The sequence below is a fragment of the Streptomyces sclerotialus genome (assembly GCF_040907265.1).
Lineage (GTDB): Bacteria > Actinomycetota > Actinomycetes > Streptomycetales > Streptomycetaceae > Streptomyces > Streptomyces sclerotialus.
The window spans coordinates 854,076-869,098 of sequence record NZ_JBFOHP010000002.1; the positions used below are offsets into that span (position 1 = coordinate 854,076).

Sequence of the window (15,023 nt, forward strand, 5' to 3'; positions counted from 1 at the left end):
GGGCTGGCTACTTCACCGGGGGCGGAAGTCCGCCGGCCGGTGACCGTGTCCTGAGGCCGGCCTGCGCGAGGCCCGCGAGTTGTAGGGTCGGGGAGCGCCGCCAGGGGTGAAAGCGCAGGTGGCAGCGGAGACATCGGCGACGGAGAGGGAGGGGTGCCGTGATCGGCATCGCGGACATCGAGGAAGCGGCCGGGCGGATCGGCGAGTACGTCGTACGGACTCCGACGGTGCCGAGTCCGGGCCTGTCGGCGCTGCTCGGTGTGCCGGTCACCACCAAGCTGGAGCTGTTGCAGCGGACCGGTTCCTTCAAGTCGCGCGGGGCGACGGCCAAGCTGCTCTCGCTGAGCGAGGCGGACCGTGCGGCGGGCGTCGTGGCGGTGAGCGGCGGCAACCACGGGATCGGCCTCGCGGTGATGGCCGGGGTGCTGGGGCTCAAGGCGACCGTGGTGATGCCGCGGTCGGCGCCCGCCAGGTCCGTGGACATCGCGACGGCGGCCGGCGCTTCCGTGCAGCTCACCGACGACATGGACGGTGCGTTCAAGCTGGTGTCGGAGCTGGAGGCGGACGGCCTGACGCTGGTGCACCCCTTCGACGACCCGGTGGTGGTGGCCGCTCAGGGCACCGTCGGCAAGGAGCTCGCCGAGGACGCGGGCGAGCTGACCGACATACTGGTCAGCATCGGGGGCGGCGGCCTCATCTCGGGCGTCGCGGCGGCGCTGCACGCGCTCCGGCCCGGCGTGCGGGTCTGGGGTGTGGAGACGGAAGGCGCGCAGGCCATGTCCGAGGCGCTGGCGGCCGGCGGCCCGGTCCCGGTGGAGCTGTCCTCGATCGTCTCCACGCTGAGCGCCCCGGCCGTCTCCCAGCTCACGTACGACCACACGGCGGCGCTGGTGCACGAGGTGCTGACGGTGCCGGACCGGGAGGCGGTGCGCGGCGTCCTCGACCTCGCCGAGCACGCGAAGGTCTGGGCCGAGCCGGCCGCCGGCTGTCTGCTGCCGGCGGCCCGGCAGGTGATCGAACGGGTCGGGGACGAGGCCCGGATCGGGCTGGTGCTGTGCGGCGGCAACGCGTCGACCGCGGACGTCATGCGGTGGGCGCGCGACTTCGGCCTGACCAGCTGAGCCGGGTCCCGCCGGGCCGGCCCTGACAGGGCGGGCGGCTACTGCCCGTGCGGGGGCTCCTTCCCCTGGTCCGGTCCCAGCTGGCCCTTGAGCCTGTCCTGGCCGGTGTCGACCTGGCCGCTGTACTTGCCCTGGGTCCGCTCGTCGAGCATGTCGCCGCCCTTGTCGATGCCCTTTCCGGCCTGCTCCTCGTGGCCCTTCAGCATCTGCTTGAGCTTGTCCATCACCGACATGGTGTCCGTCCTTCCTGCGTGTTTCCCCGTCCCGTCCAGGATCGGGGACCGGCGCGCGGTACGCATCCGCTGGCCGTGGCCCGCCGTCCGGGCCCGGAGACGGGCGGTCAGGGCTGGAGCAGCGTCTTGACCATGCCGTCCTTCTTGGCCTGGAAGGTGGCGTAGGCCTGGGGGCCTTCCTCCAGGGGCAGCCGGTGGGTGGCGAAGTCCTCGACGCCGAGCACGTCGGCGTCGTCCAGCAGCGGCAGGATGTCGTCCACCCAGCGGCGGACGTTCGCCTGGCCCATGCGGATCTGGATCTGCTTGTCGAACATGGTCAGCATCGGCAGCGGGTCGACGTTGCCGCCGTAGACGCCGGAGATGGAGAGGGTGCCGCCGCGGCGGACCGCGTCGATCGCGGTGTTCAGGGCCGCGAGCGGGTCCACCCCGGCGCGCTCGGTGAGCTTCTCGGCCACCGGGCTCGGCAGCAGTCCCACGGCCTGCTGGGCGATCTTCGCCCCCGGCGTGCCGTGCGCCTCCATGCCGACGGCCTCGATGACGGCGTCGGTGCCCCGGCCGTCGGTGAGCCGGCGGATCTCGTCGGCGGTGTGCTTCCCGTACTCGTTGAGGTCCAGGGTGTGCACGCCGCGGTCCCGCGCCCGGTCCAGGCGCTCGGGCACCAGGTCGACACCGATGACCTTCGAGGCGCCGCGGTGCAGGGCGATCCGCGCGGCCATGTCCCCGATCGGGCCGAGGCCGAGGACGGTGACGGTGCCGCCGGGCGGGACGTCCGCGTACTCCACCGCCTGCCACGCGGTGGGCAGTACGTCGGAGAGGTAGACGAAGCGGTCGTCCGGCGGCCCGTGCGGCACCTTGATCGGCAGCTGGTCGCCGAACGGTACCCGCAGGAACTCCGCCTGCCCGCCGGGCACCTGCCCGTACAGCTTGGTGTAGCCGAAGAGCGAGCCGCCCTTGCCGCGCTCGCGGACCTGGGTGGTCTCGCACTGCGAGTGCAGGCCCTGGGAGCACATCCAGCAGGTGCCGCAGGAGACGTTGAAGGGCACCACGACCCGGTCCCCCGGCTTGAGCCGGGTGACCTCGGGGCCGATCTCCTCGACGACGCCCATGGGCTCGTGGCCCAGGATGTCACCCGGTTCGAGGAAGGGTCCGAGGACCTCGTACAGATGCAGGTCGGAACCGCAGATGCCGGTGGAGGTGATCTTCACCAGGACGTCTGTCGGGTCCTGGATCTTCGGGTCGGGGACGGTGTCGATCCGTACGTCCCGCTTCCCGTGCCAGGTGAGGGCGCGCATCGCTGCCTCCCGCTCGCGGAGAGCTGTGGGTCAGGAGTGGTGGGTCGTCAGGACCGGTGGTCCTGAGCGGTGAATTCCTTGACGAGGGCGCCGTTGAAGGCCTTCAGGTCGTCCGGCTTGCGGCTGGTGATCAGCGTGTTCGGGCCGCCGGTGCAGACCTTGACCTGCTCGTCGACCCAGACGCCGCCCGCGTTGCTGATGTCGGTCCGCAGGCTGGGCCAGGAGGTCAGGGTGCGGCCGCGCACCACGTCGGCCTCGACCAGCGTCCAGGGTGCGTGGCAGATCGCGGCGACCGGCTTGCCCGCGTCGAAGAAGCCCTTGGCGAAGGCGACGGCCTTGGCGTCCATGCGCAGGAAGTCGGGGTTGGCGACGCCGCCGGGCAGCACGAGGCCGCCGTAGTCCTCCACCCGCGCGTCGGCGACGGTCGTGTCGACGTCGAAGGTGTCGGCCTTGTCGAGGTGGTTGAAGCCCTGGATCTGCCCGGACTTCGTGGAGACCAGCCGCGGTTCGTGGCCGGCGTCCTTCACGGCCTGCCAGGGCTCGGTCAGCTCGACCTGCTCGACGCCCTCGGGGGCCACCAGGAATGCCACCTGCATGGTGTTCACGTCCTCACGCATCATCGGAAACAAATGGGCGTTATGGGTACCTTGTCCAGAGTTCCACGCGCACGGCGGATCATGCGTGCCCGGCTGGGCCGAACGCGCCTCCTTGGCTGCTCAGCCCACGTACCGCCGGGCGCTGGACCCCCGCCGCGCCTCCTCCAGCGCCACGATCCGCGCCTCGGTGGCGGCGGAGACGGCGACCCGCTCCCGCAGTACCCACGGCAGCCCGGCACACGCACGCCCGAAGGCACGTACCGACGCGAGATCGCGCGGGACCGTACGCGCCAGGTGCGCCGTGCGCCGCAACGCGGCCGCCGCGGGCCGCCGCAGCCAGGTGAACCACAGGGTGTTCCGCAGCCCCAGCACCCGCCGCTCGGTGCTGTCGCGGGCCTTCGAAGCCGCGTGGTGGATCGTCAGCGCCTCGTCGTACGCGAGCCACCAGCCGCGCTCCATCAGATCGGTGGCGAGCAGCTCCTCCTCGCCGCCCAGCCACAGCCCCGGGTGGAAGCCGCCGGCCTCCCGGAAGGCGTCGGTCCGCAGCACCGTCGCGGCGGCGAGGAACGAGCCGAGCGCGGGCCCCGGCAGCCAGTCGGGCCCGGACAGCGGGGAGTCGCGCAGCTCGGCGACCACCGGGTCCTCGGTCCCCGCCGGCTCGACCACGATCCGGGCCGTGACCGCCGCCAGCCGCGGCCGGGCGTCCAGGACGTCGGCGGCGCGCCGCAGCGCGCCGGGGTCCCACCAGGTGTCGTCGTCGCAGAACGCCACGTAGGGAGTGGCCGCGAAGTGGACGGCGAGGTTGCGGCCCACGGCGCCGAGGTTACGGCCGGGCCGCAGCAGGCGTACCTCGGGGAACTCCCGCGCCACCGCCTCCGCCGTCCCGTCCGTGGACCCGTTGTCCGTGACGATCACCGGTGGCCGCTCCGGCAGTTCACGCAACAGGCGCAAGGTGCGCAGGAGTTCGCCGCGGCGGTTGTGGGTGATGACCACGACGGTGGTCCGGCCGTCCGGTCCGGCCGCCGGGCCCCCGGTGCCGACGGGCTCCGGAGCGGCCACCGTGTCGTTCGCCTCGTGCTGCGTCATGGCTGGTGTGTCCCTGGTCGTTCGGCGGGCGGTGCGGAGGCCGGGCGCTCCAGGAGGGCGATGGCGTGCTCCACATGGGCGGGCAGCGGGCGGCGCCGGGCGAGCGCCGGCGGAATGCGGGCGAGCAGGCCCAGCAGGGCGCGGGCCGCACCCGGTTCACCGCGCGCCGCCGCGGCGGCCAGCGTGGCGGTGCGCCGCAGGGCGACACGCGGCGGGCGGCGCAGCCAGCCGGTGAGCGCCTCGTTGCGCTGGAGCAGCGGGGAGCGGCCGGGCTTGGCCGCGGCATCCGGATGGTGGTGGGCGGTGAGCGCGGGCTCGTAGACCACGCCCCAGCCCGCCGCCGTCAGGTCGTACGCCAGCAGCGTCTCCTCCGCGCCGAAGAAGAGCAGCGGATGGTAGCCGCCGACCTCCAAGTAGGCGCAGCGGCGTACGACGGCGGCGCAGGCCAGGAAGCCGAGGACGGGCCGGCCCGGGAACCGTTCGGACGCCGGCAGCGGGGACTCCGCGAGCACCGCGTTCAGCGGGTCCTCGGTGTTCCGCGGCCCGACGAGCGTGCGCGCCGCGACCAGGCCGAGACCGGGGTGGTCGTCCAGGAGACGGGCCGCGGTGGCCAGGGCGCCCGGGGCCCACCACGAGTCGTCGTCGCTGAACGCGACGTACGGGGTGCGCGCCGCACGGACCGCGAGGGTCCGGCCCAGCGCGCCGGTGTTGCGGCCCGGGCGGAGGACCCGGGCACCGATGGGGTGCGCCCGGACCGCGTCCGCCGTGCCGTCACCCGAGGCGTTGTCCACCACGATCACCGGGGGCCGTTCGGGGAGTTCGGCCAGCCGGTCCAGGGTGTGCAGGACGCGCTCGCGGCGGTCGCGGGTGATGATCGCGACGGTGGTACGGGCCGGGGGCCGCGCGTCGTCCTCGGTGCGCCCGGGGACGGCGTGCTGGTCCGCTGTCACGGTCACACCTCCCCGGTGGTCCGGGGCCGGGCCGCGCCGCGCGCGCTGTGGTACGGAACGGCACCGGGGGCCCGGAGCCTGCGCCGCATGCGGGGGCGGCCGGACGCACCGCCGGCTTCCGTGGCACGGGGCATCGGCGTGATCTCGCGGTCGTGCCACAGCACGGCCTCCACCACCTCCTCCACGCCGATCCGCAGCAGCAGCGGATCGGGCTCGGTGCCGTGCGGGTCGCCGGGCGGGCCCGGGTGCCACAGCGCGGTGTGCCGGTCGCTGGGCGGCGGGCCCCACAGGCGCGGCGGGACCGGCCCGAAGAGGGTGACCGAGGGCGTGCCGTGCGCGGTGGCGAGGTGAGCGGTGCCGGTGTCACCGCTGACGAGCACGCCGGCCTGCCCGACCAGCGCGGACAGCTCGGTGAACGGCAGCCCTCCGGTGAGCACTTCGCCCGGCCCGAGCCCCGCGGCCTCCGCCACGGTCAGCGTCAGGTCCTCCTCCCCCGGCCCGCCGAGCACCACCACCCGCCGCCCGGCGGCGCGCAACCGCGCGGCGACCGCGCCGTAGCGGTGAGCAGGCCAGCGGCGGGACCCTGCGTCGGCACCCGGGTGGATCACCACGGCACCCGGCGCGGGAGAAGGCTGGTCCGGCACCGGAAGACGGAAGTCCTCGGGGTCGGCGGCGATACCGTACGCACCGAGGACGCTGCACCAGCGGATGCGCTCGTGCTCACCGCGCTCCCAGACGCCCAGCGCGGCGGCGGGCGAGTCCCGCGCCGCATAGGCGATGAGCCGTCCGGGGCGCAGCTCGGCGAGGACGTCGGCGCTGGCCGCGCCGTTGCCGTGCAGGTCGATGGCGACGTCGGGGGGCGCTCCCGGCCAGTGCCGCAGCGAGGGCACGCCGCGGCCCGGCGCCTGCGCGGCGAGCACGGCGTCCACCGCGCCGGTGGCCAGCGCCGCGTCGGTCAGGGCGGGCGGCGCTGCCAGCACGATCGCGTGGCCCGGGAAGTGCCGGCGTACGCCGCGCAGCGCGGGCACGCCGGCCAGCAGGTCACCCAGGCCCAGCGCACGCAGCACCAGAAGGCGGGGGCGGGGCGAGGTGGGTCCGTCGGCGGAGGTCATTCACACCACCCTGTCGGCCGTGGCGCCCGGCAGCGGATCGCCGTGCGGGTCGCCGAGCCGTCCCGCGGCGCGTTCGGCCAGCTTGGTGCTGGACCGGCCGTCGAGGTACGGCAGCAGCATGACCTGGCCGCCCCAGCCCTCCAGCGCCTCCGCCTCCGGCATCCGGGTCAGCGCGTAGTCGCCGCCCTTGACCCAGATGTGCGGGCGGAGTTCCCGCAGGACCTGCTCGGGCGTGTCCTCTTCGAAGACGGTGACGGCGTCGACGCAGCCCAGCGCCTGGAGCACCCGTACCCGGTCGGCGGCGGGCACGATCGGCCGCTCCTCACCCTTGCGGCGGCGTACGGACGCGTCGGAGTTCAGGCACACGATGAGACAGTCACCGGCCCGCCGGGCGGCCTGGAGCAGCGCGACGTGCCCGGCGTGCAGCAGGTCGAAGCAGCCGCCCGCCGCGACGACCGTGCCGCCCGCGGCCCGCACCCGGGCCGCGAGTTCGGCGGCGCTCTCGCCGCCGTCGTCCTTCGGCGCGGAGGCGGACTCGAAGTGGGCGGTGAAGCCGTGCGCACCACCGTCCTCGACGAACTGGGTGGCCGCGTGGACGGCACCCTGCACGGCGTCCTCGGGCAGCGCCTCGTCGGCCAGCAGCCCCGCGGCGGAGGCGGCGAAGCGGTCCCCGGCACCACAGGCGTCGCCCTGCGCGCTCCAAGGCGCGGGCACCAGCATGGGTGCCTCGCCGTGCGTGAGCAGCGCGCCGCGCTCCCCCATCGTCACCGCCACCGAGGCGGCCTGCCAGGCGCTCAGCAGCGTGCGGGCGTCGGCCGCCGCCTGGGCGAGCTGCACGCGGGAACCGCCGGCGGCCGTCTCGTCACCGGACGCGGCGCGCGACGGCCGCTGCCGGGCGCGCGTACCGGTCTCCTCGGCGAGCGCGCCGGCGAAGGCACGGGCCTCGGCGGCGGCCGGGGTGGCCAGCTTCACGCCGGGCACGGGCGGCTGCCCGTTGGGGTGCGGGTCCCAGACGACGGGGACGCGCCGCGCCGCACGGGCGAGCGCGTCGCGTACGGCGTCGGCGGTGCCCCGGCCGTAGTCCGCGACGAGGACGGCACGGGCCGCGGCGATCGCCTCCGCCGCCTCCTGCGTCGCGTCGCCCGCCCGGCCGTCGCCCTCGTCCAGCCGGAGCAGCGGGCGGTCCCGCGCCATCAGCCGGGTCTTGCTGGACAGCGCGCCGGAGAGCGGCAGTTCGACCAGCCGCACCCGGTCGGCGAGGAGCCTGCGCAGCGTGCGGCTGGTCTCGTCGTCGCCGAGGGCGGTGACGAAGGTGACCTCACGGCCGTCCTCGGCGGCCAGGCAGGCGGCCAGCGCGGCGCCACCGGGCCGCACCGTACGGCGCAGGCCCTTCAGTACCGGTACCGGGGCGTCGGGCGCGAGGCGTTCGGCGCGCCCGGAGAGGTCGTGGTCGAGCAGGCCGTCGCCGACGACGAGCAGGGGTGCCGGTGGGCTCATGACTCCTCCACGCGTACGCGGTCCAGGGCCGGTTCCTGCTGTGCCGCACCGTCCTGCAGGGCGATGGCCCGGTCGAACGCCTCGCAGATCATGTGGACGGCGACCAGATGGAGTTCCTGGACAGTGGCGGGCACCGGCGCGTCCACGCACAGCGCCTCGTCGCCGGCCGCCTCCAGCGGGTTGGGCGCAGGGCCGGTCAGCGACCACACGGTCATGCCCATGCGGCGGGCCTCGCCCGCCGCGGTCAGCAGGTTGGCGCTGGCGCCGCTGGTGGACATCAGCAGCAGGACGTCGCCGGGGCGGCCGTGGGCGCGGGTCTGCCGGGCGAACACCTCCTGCACGCCGTAGTCGTTGGCGATGGCGGTGGTGGAGGAGGTGTCGGCGTGCAGCGCGAGCGCCGAGTAGGCGGGGCGGTCCTCGCGGTACCGGCCGACCAGTTCGGCGGTGAGGTGCTGGGCCTGGGCCGCGCTGCCGCCGTTGCCGGCGACGAGCAGCCGGGCGCCCCGGCCGAGGCGGTCGGCCAGCCGGCTGCCCCAGGACTCCAGACGGGCGGCGGAGGCGCGGAAGCGGGTCAGGGCGTGCTGCAGGTCGTCGCAGTGCCGGGCGTCGTCGAGTGCGGTCATCGGGCAACCCCCGAGAGTTCGGGTACGGAGAGCAGGCCGTCGTAGACGGCGGCGACGCCTTCCGCGACGCGTCCCCAGGTGTAACGGTCCAGGGCACGTTCGCGGCCGGCGGCGCCGAGGCGCGCGAGCAGGTCGGGGTCGTCCAGCAGCTGCCGGACGACCCGGTCCAGGCCGTGGTCGTCGACCGGCGGCACGAGGACGCCGGTGACCCCGTCGACGACCGTGTCGAGGTGGCCGCCGACGGCGGTGGCCACCACCGGGGTACGGCAGGCCATCGCCTCGATGGGGACGATGCCGAAGGGCTCGTAACGCGGCAGCGAGAGCACCAGGTCGGCGCTGGACATCAGGGCGGGCATCTCGTCGTGCGAGACCGCGCCCAGCAGCCGTACCCGCTCGCTCACGCCGTACTCCTCGGCGACCTTGCGCAGCCGGTTCGCCTCCGGGTCGTCGAAGAGCAGCGGCTCCTCGGGCCCGCCGGCGATGAGGAGTTCGGCGTCCGGGATGCCGGCCAGGGCGCGGATGGCCCGGTCGAAGCCCTTGCGGGGGACGAGCCGGCCCACGGCCAGCAGCCGTCTGGGGGCGCCGTCCGGCCGCCGGGCGTCGGCCACGGGCGCGAAGTGGGTGGTGTCCACGCCGCACGGCACGACACGTACGTGACCGCGGTCGATGCCCATCGCGAGAAGCTCGCCGACCTCGTCGGAGCACGTCGCGAGGACCCGGCGGCAGGCTCTGCCGATGCGGGCCTCGGTCTCGATGCGCTCGGGCGGACTGGTGTCCTCCGAGCCCTGGTAGCGCCGCTTGACGGTGCCCAGCGCGTGGAAGGTCTGCACGACCGGGATGCCCTGGTCACGGGCGCCGGCCAGGGCGGCCGTACCCGACATCCAGAAGTGGGCGTGCACCAGGTCGGGCGGCGCCACGGCCCAGGAGCGCGCGAGGTGACGGCCGAACTCGGGCATGTGGGCGGGGAGTTCGTCCTTCGGCACGGGGGCCGCCGGTCCGGCCGGCACGTGGACGACCTTGAAGCCGTCCCGGGTGGTGACGGTGTGCGCCAGCGCGGGATCGTCACGCCGCGTGTAGACCGTGACCTCGTGCCCGCGGCGGACCAGGTGCCGGGCGAGCTGCGCCACGTACACGTTCTGACCGCCCGCGTCCGGACCGCCCAGCGCGGCCAGCGGGCTGGCGTGTTCGGAGACCATGGCGACGTGGAGGGCGGGGGCTTCGTGCTTCATCGCGTGACCTCTTTCAAGAGTTGGTCCCAGTCGTCCAGGAAGCGCCCCACCCCGTAGCGGGCCTGTACGGCGGCCCTCGCTTCCCGGCCCGTCCGTTCGGCGAGGTCCCGGTCGGCGACGAAGCCGCGGACCGCGTCGGTCAGCGTCTCCAGCCGGTTGGAGACCACGCCGGCCCCCTCGGGGACGGCCTCGCGCACCTCGGTGGTGTCCAGTGCCACGACGGGCATCCCGAGGAACATGGCTTCCAGCAGGGAGAGCCCGAGCGAGGTCCAGCGGATCGGGTGCACGTACACCCGGCAGCGGGACATCGCCGTGTGCAGCTCCTCCTGCGGCAGGTCACGGGTGCGGCAGCGGTCCGGCGGCAGGCCCAGGTGGCGGGTCAGCCCCTCGGTGCGCATGCCGAAGACGTCCAGCGGCGCGGCGTCGGCGAACCGCGGCAGCAGATCGGTACCGGTCGTACGGCCGCGCCGCACCGGTTCGTTGACGACCACGGCGGCCCGCTGTTCCGCGCCGGTCCAGCGCGGGCCCGGGTCGATGATGCCGTGCTCCACGACGGTGGTCGGAGCGCGGCCGTTGTCCCACATCAGCCGGTTGAAGTGGGTGACGTGGACGACGGGGATGTCGTCGCGGTCCGCGAGCGGGTGGCGGGTGTCCACGGGCGTTCCGTGCGGGCTGTTGTGCTCGACGTACACCGCGGGCACGTCGCGGCCCGGCCGCCGTCCGGTCCATTCGTGGGCGAGGTCCACCTCGTGCGGGCGTTGCAGGACCATCAGGTCGATGTCGGCCGCGCGCAGCTGCTCCGGGGAGAGTTCGCGGACGGAGGCCGGCCAGTCCCAGGTCCGGGCGCGGCCCAGGCCGTCCGGGCCGCGGTCCGGCGTGACCGGGACCAGGTAGGTGTGCGCACCCTGGACGAACGCGGTGATCCAGGAGCCGTGCACATGCCAGATGAGGATGTTCATGTGCTCTCCTTCAGCAGTTTCTGCACGGCGAGCACCACGTCGGTCGCGGTGACGTCGTCGAGGCAGGGATGGCCGGGCTGCGGGCAGTACCGGGCACGGCTGCCGGCGCACGCCGCCTGCTGGTCACCGAGCACGATCGTGGACACGCCGTACGGCGCCCACCGCTCTGCGGGTACCACGGGCGCGAACAGCGACACGACGGGCGTGCCGACGGCCGCGGCCAGGTGCGCGGGGCCGGTGTTGCCGCTGACCACCACGTCGGCGGAGCGCAGTACTCCGGCCAGGCTGCGGGGATCGGTGCGTCCGCCGAGGTCGCGTGCCGCCGTCCCGCTGACCTCCTTGGTCAGGGCGGTCTCGGCCGGTCCGCCGGTGACGATGACGCGGTGGCCGGCGTCGGCCAGGGCGGCGACCGCCTCGGCGCAGCGGTGCGGGCTCCAGGCGCGTGCGGGTGCGCTGGCGCCGGGGTGGACCACGACGTACGGGCCGTTGCCGGTGAGCCCCACGGTGTCCGGTGGCGGCAGCACGCGCAGCCGGCCGTCGTCGCGGGGTTCGGGGACGAATCCGAGGGCCGCCGCCGTGTCGAGTGCGGCTTCGGCCTCGTGCCGTCCGGGCAGCCGCCGGTGGCGTACGTCGAGCAGCCGTCCCGGGTGGTCGCGGCTGTCGGCGCCGATCCGGCCGACGTGCGCCATCCGCAGCAGCAGGGCGGCGGGCAGCGGGCTCTGGTGGAAGGAGGTGAGGATCAGGGCCGTGTCGTAGGCGCCCTCGCGCACCCGGCGGATGAAGTCCGCCACGTCGGCGTCCTCGACGCTCGGCGGGCTGAAGCCCTCCCAGGGCGCCTCCCACACCAGGACCTCGTCGACTCCGGGCAGCATGCGCGCCGCGTCCTCGCCGCGCGGCCCGCACACCATGGTGACGTGCGAGGAGTGCGCGGCGACCGCCCGGACCGCCGGGCCTGCGAGCAGTACGTCGCCGAAGCTGTCGAGGCGTACCACGAGTGATCTCACCGGTCCCACCCCCAGGTCTCCGTGATGGGCACGGGTGCGGTCTCCGGCCCGTGGCCGAGCAGTTCCCGTACGGCCGTGAGCACGTCCGGCGCGGTGCACGGCGCGGCGGTGACCTCTTCCGGGCGGGTGACGGCGTTGGGGACGAGGACGGCGCGGGCGCCGGCGGCCTGCGCGGCCAGTACGTCGGCGCCGATGTCCCCGATGACCACGCACTTCTCGGCCGGTACGGCGAGCCGGCGGGCCGCCTCGATGACCAGGCCGGGCTTCGGCTTGCGGCAGAGGCAGCCGGCGTCGGGGCTGTGCGGGCAGTACACCCAGGTGCCGAAGCCGCCGAGGGCGTCGTCCACGCGGGCGTTGACCAGCCGTACCTGCTGTTCGGTCAGCAGGCCGCGGCCCACGCCCGACTGGTTGCTGACCACGGCGGTGGGGATGCCGGCTGCGCGCAGCAGCCGGAGCGCCTCGGGCACTCCGGGCAGCACGCGGACCAGCCGGGGGTCGCTGTTGTAGGGCACGTCCTCGATGAGCGTGCCGTCCCGGTCGAAGAGGACGGCGGCGGGCCGCTCGTGCCGTCCGCCGGGGCGGCCGTCCGCGAGGGACGCGCCGTCGTGGGGTGATTCGGTCATGCGGCACCTCGCCAGGGCGCCGTGCGGCGGTGTGCCAGCTCGCCGCGGAGGCGGTGGGCGACGGCGAGCGGCGGGATGAGCACGCTGGTGGAGAGCATCGTGGTGACCTCGTGACGGGTGCGCGGGCCCGGCGCGATGCGGGCCCAGGCGAACTCGGCGGTGCCCAGCGCCCACACCGCCCCGGCCAGCGCCGCCGCGCGCGGGCGGCGGGCCAGCGCGAGGGCGGCGGCGGCCGTGGCGGCGGCGGTGACGGCGGCGTGCCGGGCGAGCCGGCCGCGCGGCGCCGCGGCCCGCTGCCACCAGTCGCCGCCGTGCAGCCGCCGCATGAGGGCGTCGTCGGCGTTGCCGCGCTGAACGCGCACGGAGACCCAGCGGTCGGCGGGGCGTACCGGGTGGTGGGTGACGCGTGCGCCGCGGCGCAGTGTCCACCCGGCGTCCAGTACGCGCAGCGCCAGGTCGGCGTCCTCGCGGAAGGCGCGCGGGAAGCGCTCGTCGAAGCCGCCGACGTCGCGGAGCGCGGCGCTGCGGTAGGCCATGTCGGCGGTCGCCCAGGCGGCGCCTTCCAGGCCGGCGGTGCCGCGTTCCCAGTCGGTGGGGCGGCGGCCGCCGTCGAGGGGGACGTGGATGCGGCCCTGGACGCCGCCGGTGCGGACGTCGGCGGCCGCGAGGTCGGCGGTGAGCCGGCGGCTCCAGTCGGGCGTCACCCGTACGTCGTCGTCGAGGAAGACGACCCAGGGGGTGCCCACGGCGGCCAGGCCGGCGTTCCGGGCGGCGGCGGGTCCGCGCCCGCCGGTGGCCGTCGTACGGATCCGGTCCCGCAGCGGGCCCGCGGCCTCCAGGGGCAGCGGCTCGCCGGGCTCGGGCCGGTCGTCGACCAGGACGACCTGGTCGGGCCGTGGTTCGCCGGCGTCGGCGAGGGCCCGCAGGCAGTCCGTGAGGCAGGGCCTGCCGAGGGTGGGTATCACGACGGCGTAGGAGATCTTGCCCTCGGCGCGGTGCTGTGCGGGTTCCGCGGTGCCGGTCGCGGTACTTGCGGGGGTGTCGGGAGGCGTCATGCGAAGGCCCTTCCCCGGCGGACCACGAACGGTCCGATGGCCAGCAGGTCGACCGGCGCGCTGCCGAAGCACTCCAGTGCCTCGCGCGGGCTGTCCACCATGGGGCGTCCGGCGGTGTTGAGGCTGGTGTTGACGACGACGGGGATGCCGGTGCGGCGGTCGAAGGCCGCCAGCATGCGGGCCACCAGCGGTTCGGTGCGTTCCTCGACGGTCTGCACACGGGCGGTGCCGTCGACGTGCACCACGGCGGGGATCCTGTCCCGCCACGCCTCGCGGACGTCGTGCACGAAGAGCATGTACGGGCTGGGCAGCGGCCCGCCCTCGAACAGCTCGGCCGCCCGGTCCTCCAGGACCATCGGTGCGACGGGCCGGAACTCCTCGCGGCCCTTCACGGCGTTGAGCCGTTCCAGGTTGTCGGGGTGTCCGGGGTGGGCGAGCAGGGAGCGGTGGCCGAGCGCCCGCGGGCCGTACTCGCTGCGGCCCTGGTACCAGGCGACGATGCCGTTGTCCGCGAGTGCCTCGGCGACCGTCTCGGCGACGTCGTCGGGCTCCTCGTACGGGACGGCGGCCTCCTCGAGGACGGCGCGCAGTTCCTCGTCGGACCAGCCGCGGCCGAGCGCGGCGGTCGGCATCGGGGCGACCGGTGAGGCTTCCTGTTCCTGGGCGACGTGCAGTGCGGCGCCCAGTGCCGTGCCGGCGTCGCCCGCCGCGGGCTGGACCCAGATGTCCTCGTACGGTCCGTCGCGGTACAGGCGGGTGTTGGCCACGCAGTTGAGCGCGACGCCGCCGGCCATGGAGAGGGTCCGGCGGCCGGTCTTCTCGTGCAGCCAGCGGCCGAGGTCGAGGGTCATGTCCTCCAGGCAGGCCTGGGCGCTGGCGGCGAGGTCGGCGTGGTCGGTGGTGATGCGGCGGCCGGGGAGCCGGCGCGGCACCATCCGCTCCCAGGGCACGTGGTGGGCGACGTAGCCGCCGGTGCCGTCGGCGTGGACGTACTCGCGCAGCTGCTCGCGGAAGCGGGGCGTGCCGTAGGAGGCGAGCGCCATGACCTTGTACTCGTCGCTGCTGCGCAGGAAGCCGAGGTGGTCGGTGAGCTCTTCGTAGAACAGGCCGAGGGAGTGCGGGAGTTCCTGGGCCGCGAGGACCTTCAGCTCGCCGTCGGAGTACGCGCCCGCGAGGTGCGAGGCGCACTCGCCGCGGCCGTCGAGGACGAGGACGGCGCTGTCGTCGTGCGGGGAGGCGAGCCCGGCGGAGGCGGCGTGGGCGACGTGGTGGGCCACGAAGCGGACGCGTCCGGGTTTCAGGCCGGGCAGCGCCTCGGCGAGGAACTCCGGTGCCCGGCTCGCGTACTCCTGGCGGAGGTGGTCCCAGGGGTCGTCCAGGCCCATCATCTCGGCGGGGCGGGAGAGTTCGGGGTCGTAGGAGTAGGCGACCGCGTCGAGGTCGGCCGGGGTCAGGCCGGCCTGTTCCAGGCACCAGCGGGCGGAGAGCTCGGGCAGTTCCCAGGCGGAGAAGGGGACGGGGCGCTTGCCGTGCTTACGGCGGCTGAACCGTTCCTCCTCCGCGGCGGCGACGGTCGTGCCGTCGACGACGAGAGCTGCTGCGGGGTCGTGGAAGAGAGCGTTGACACCAAGGACGCGCATGGA

At 75.0% G+C, this 15,023-nt stretch carries 15 protein-coding genes; 1 reads left to right on the plus strand and 14 read right to left on the minus strand.

The genetic code is table 11. The annotated features are described in order from the left end of the window. Positions 1-158: 158 nt before the first annotated feature. Positions 159-1,121, plus strand: a complete 963-nt coding sequence (locus AAC944_RS03880; RefSeq protein ID WP_030606457.1) for a threonine/serine dehydratase family protein — start codon at positions 159-161, stop codon at positions 1,119-1,121. 38 nt (positions 1,122-1,159) lie between these two features. On the opposite strand, the gene AAC944_RS03885 is transcribed toward AAC944_RS03880, so the two are convergent. The 14 genes from AAC944_RS03885 to AAC944_RS03950 all read right to left on the minus strand — a co-directional run bounded on the left by AAC944_RS03885 (position 1,160) and on the right by AAC944_RS03950 (position 15,020). Then, entirely contained in the window at positions 1,160-1,354 is a 195-nt protein-coding gene (locus tag AAC944_RS03885; RefSeq protein ID WP_030606455.1) for an antitoxin, read from the minus strand. 107 nt (positions 1,355-1,461) lie between these two features. After that, positions 1,462-2,646: a zinc-dependent alcohol dehydrogenase gene (locus AAC944_RS03890; RefSeq protein WP_030606452.1), complete on the minus strand. Its 1,185-nt coding sequence runs from the start codon at positions 2,644-2,646 to the stop codon at positions 1,462-1,464. 47 nt (positions 2,647-2,693) lie between these two features. Next, positions 2,694-3,242, minus strand: coding sequence for a type 1 glutamine amidotransferase domain-containing protein (locus AAC944_RS03895; RefSeq protein ID WP_030606449.1), 549 nt, complete (start codon positions 3,240-3,242; stop codon positions 2,694-2,696). Positions 3,243-3,362: 120 nt separating this feature from the next. Beyond that, on the minus strand, positions 3,363-4,328 hold the full coding sequence (locus AAC944_RS03900) for a glycosyltransferase family 2 protein (protein ID WP_078888196.1): 966 nt from the start codon (positions 4,326-4,328) through the stop codon (positions 3,363-3,365). Next, positions 4,325-5,278 (minus strand): glycosyltransferase family 2 protein, encoded by a 954-nt coding sequence (locus tag AAC944_RS03905; RefSeq protein ID WP_051871238.1) that lies wholly within the window; start codon positions 5,276-5,278, stop codon positions 4,325-4,327. Before AAC944_RS03905 ends, AAC944_RS03900 begins: the two co-directional genes overlap by 4 nt. A gap of 2 nt (positions 5,279-5,280) precedes the next feature. Further along, the gene (locus tag AAC944_RS03910; RefSeq protein WP_063759839.1) at positions 5,281-6,390 is read right to left on the minus strand and encodes a glycosyltransferase family 9 protein; all 1,110 of its coding nucleotides are present in this window, start codon (positions 6,388-6,390) and stop codon (positions 5,281-5,283) included. Then, on the minus strand, positions 6,391-7,887 hold the full coding sequence (gene rfaE2 / locus AAC944_RS03915; protein WP_030606438.1) for a D-glycero-beta-D-manno-heptose 1-phosphate adenylyltransferase: 1,497 nt from the start codon (positions 7,885-7,887) through the stop codon (positions 6,391-6,393). Beyond that, complete coding sequence (locus AAC944_RS03920; RefSeq protein ID WP_051871237.1) at positions 7,884-8,510, minus strand: D-sedoheptulose-7-phosphate isomerase; 627 nt, start codon at positions 8,508-8,510, stop codon at positions 7,884-7,886. Before AAC944_RS03920 ends, rfaE2 begins: the two co-directional genes overlap by 4 nt. Beyond that, positions 8,507-9,739 (minus strand): glycosyltransferase, encoded by a 1,233-nt coding sequence (locus tag AAC944_RS03925; RefSeq protein ID WP_030606432.1) that lies wholly within the window; start codon positions 9,737-9,739, stop codon positions 8,507-8,509. Before AAC944_RS03925 ends, AAC944_RS03920 begins: the two co-directional genes overlap by 4 nt. Further along, on the minus strand, positions 9,736-10,698 hold the full coding sequence (locus AAC944_RS03930) for a glycosyltransferase (RefSeq protein WP_030606429.1): 963 nt from the start codon (positions 10,696-10,698) through the stop codon (positions 9,736-9,738). Before AAC944_RS03930 ends, AAC944_RS03925 begins: the two co-directional genes overlap by 4 nt. Beyond that, a complete protein-coding gene (locus tag AAC944_RS03935) occupies positions 10,695-11,702 on the minus strand; it encodes a glycosyltransferase family 9 protein (RefSeq protein ID WP_030606426.1) in 1,008 nt (335 codons plus the stop codon). Before AAC944_RS03935 ends, AAC944_RS03930 begins: the two co-directional genes overlap by 4 nt. After that, positions 11,699-12,325: a D-glycero-alpha-D-manno-heptose-1,7-bisphosphate 7-phosphatase gene (locus tag AAC944_RS03940; protein WP_078888195.1), complete on the minus strand. Its 627-nt coding sequence runs from the start codon at positions 12,323-12,325 to the stop codon at positions 11,699-11,701. Before AAC944_RS03940 ends, AAC944_RS03935 begins: the two co-directional genes overlap by 4 nt. Beyond that, positions 12,322-13,380: a glycosyltransferase family 2 protein gene (locus AAC944_RS03945; RefSeq protein ID WP_078888194.1), complete on the minus strand. Its 1,059-nt coding sequence runs from the start codon at positions 13,378-13,380 to the stop codon at positions 12,322-12,324. The genes AAC944_RS03940 and AAC944_RS03945 overlap by 4 nt, the downstream gene beginning before the upstream one ends. After that, positions 13,377-15,020, minus strand: coding sequence for a carbamoyltransferase family protein (locus tag AAC944_RS03950; RefSeq protein WP_030606409.1), 1,644 nt, complete (start codon positions 15,018-15,020; stop codon positions 13,377-13,379). The genes AAC944_RS03945 and AAC944_RS03950 overlap by 4 nt, the downstream gene beginning before the upstream one ends. Between the last annotated feature and the right edge of the window lie 3 nt (positions 15,021-15,023).

What these genes read in the sequence shown, in the direction of transcription:
- AAC944_RS03885 (WP_030606455.1), bottom strand. Translation starts at nt 1,354, where the DNA reads ATGTCGGTGATGGACAAGCTCAAGCAGATGCTGAAGGGCCACGAGGAG.
- AAC944_RS03890 (WP_030606452.1), bottom strand. Translation starts at nt 2,646, where the DNA reads ATGCGCGCCCTCACCTGGCACGGGAAGCGGGACGTACGGATCGACACC.
- AAC944_RS03895 (WP_030606449.1), bottom strand. Translation starts at nt 3,242, where the DNA reads ATGCAGGTGGCATTCCTGGTGGCCCCCGAGGGCGTCGAGCAGGTCGAG.
- AAC944_RS03900 (WP_078888196.1), bottom strand. Translation starts at nt 4,328, where the DNA reads ATGACGCAGCACGAGGCGAACGACACGGTGGCCGCTCCGGAGCCCGTC.
- AAC944_RS03910 (WP_063759839.1), bottom strand. Translation starts at nt 6,390, where the DNA reads ATGACCTCCGCCGACGGACCCACCTCGCCCCGCCCCCGCCTTCTGGTG.
- rfaE2 (WP_030606438.1), bottom strand. Translation starts at nt 7,887, where the DNA reads ATGAGCCCACCGGCACCCCTGCTCGTCGTCGGCGACGGCCTGCTCGAC.
- AAC944_RS03920 (WP_051871237.1), bottom strand. Translation starts at nt 8,510, where the DNA reads ATGACCGCACTCGACGACGCCCGGCACTGCGACGACCTGCAGCACGCC.
- AAC944_RS03925 (WP_030606432.1), bottom strand. Translation starts at nt 9,739, where the DNA reads ATGAAGCACGAAGCCCCCGCCCTCCACGTCGCCATGGTCTCCGAACAC.
- AAC944_RS03930 (WP_030606429.1), bottom strand. Translation starts at nt 10,698, where the DNA reads ATGAACATCCTCATCTGGCATGTGCACGGCTCCTGGATCACCGCGTTC.
- AAC944_RS03940 (WP_078888195.1), bottom strand. Translation starts at nt 12,325, where the DNA reads ATGACCGAATCACCCCACGACGGCGCGTCCCTCGCGGACGGCCGCCCC.
- AAC944_RS03945 (WP_078888194.1), bottom strand. Translation starts at nt 13,380, where the DNA reads ATGACGCCTCCCGACACCCCCGCAAGTACCGCGACCGGCACCGCGGAA.
- AAC944_RS03950 (WP_030606409.1), bottom strand. Translation starts at nt 15,020, where the DNA reads ATGCGCGTCCTTGGTGTCAACGCTCTCTTCCACGACCCCGCAGCAGCT.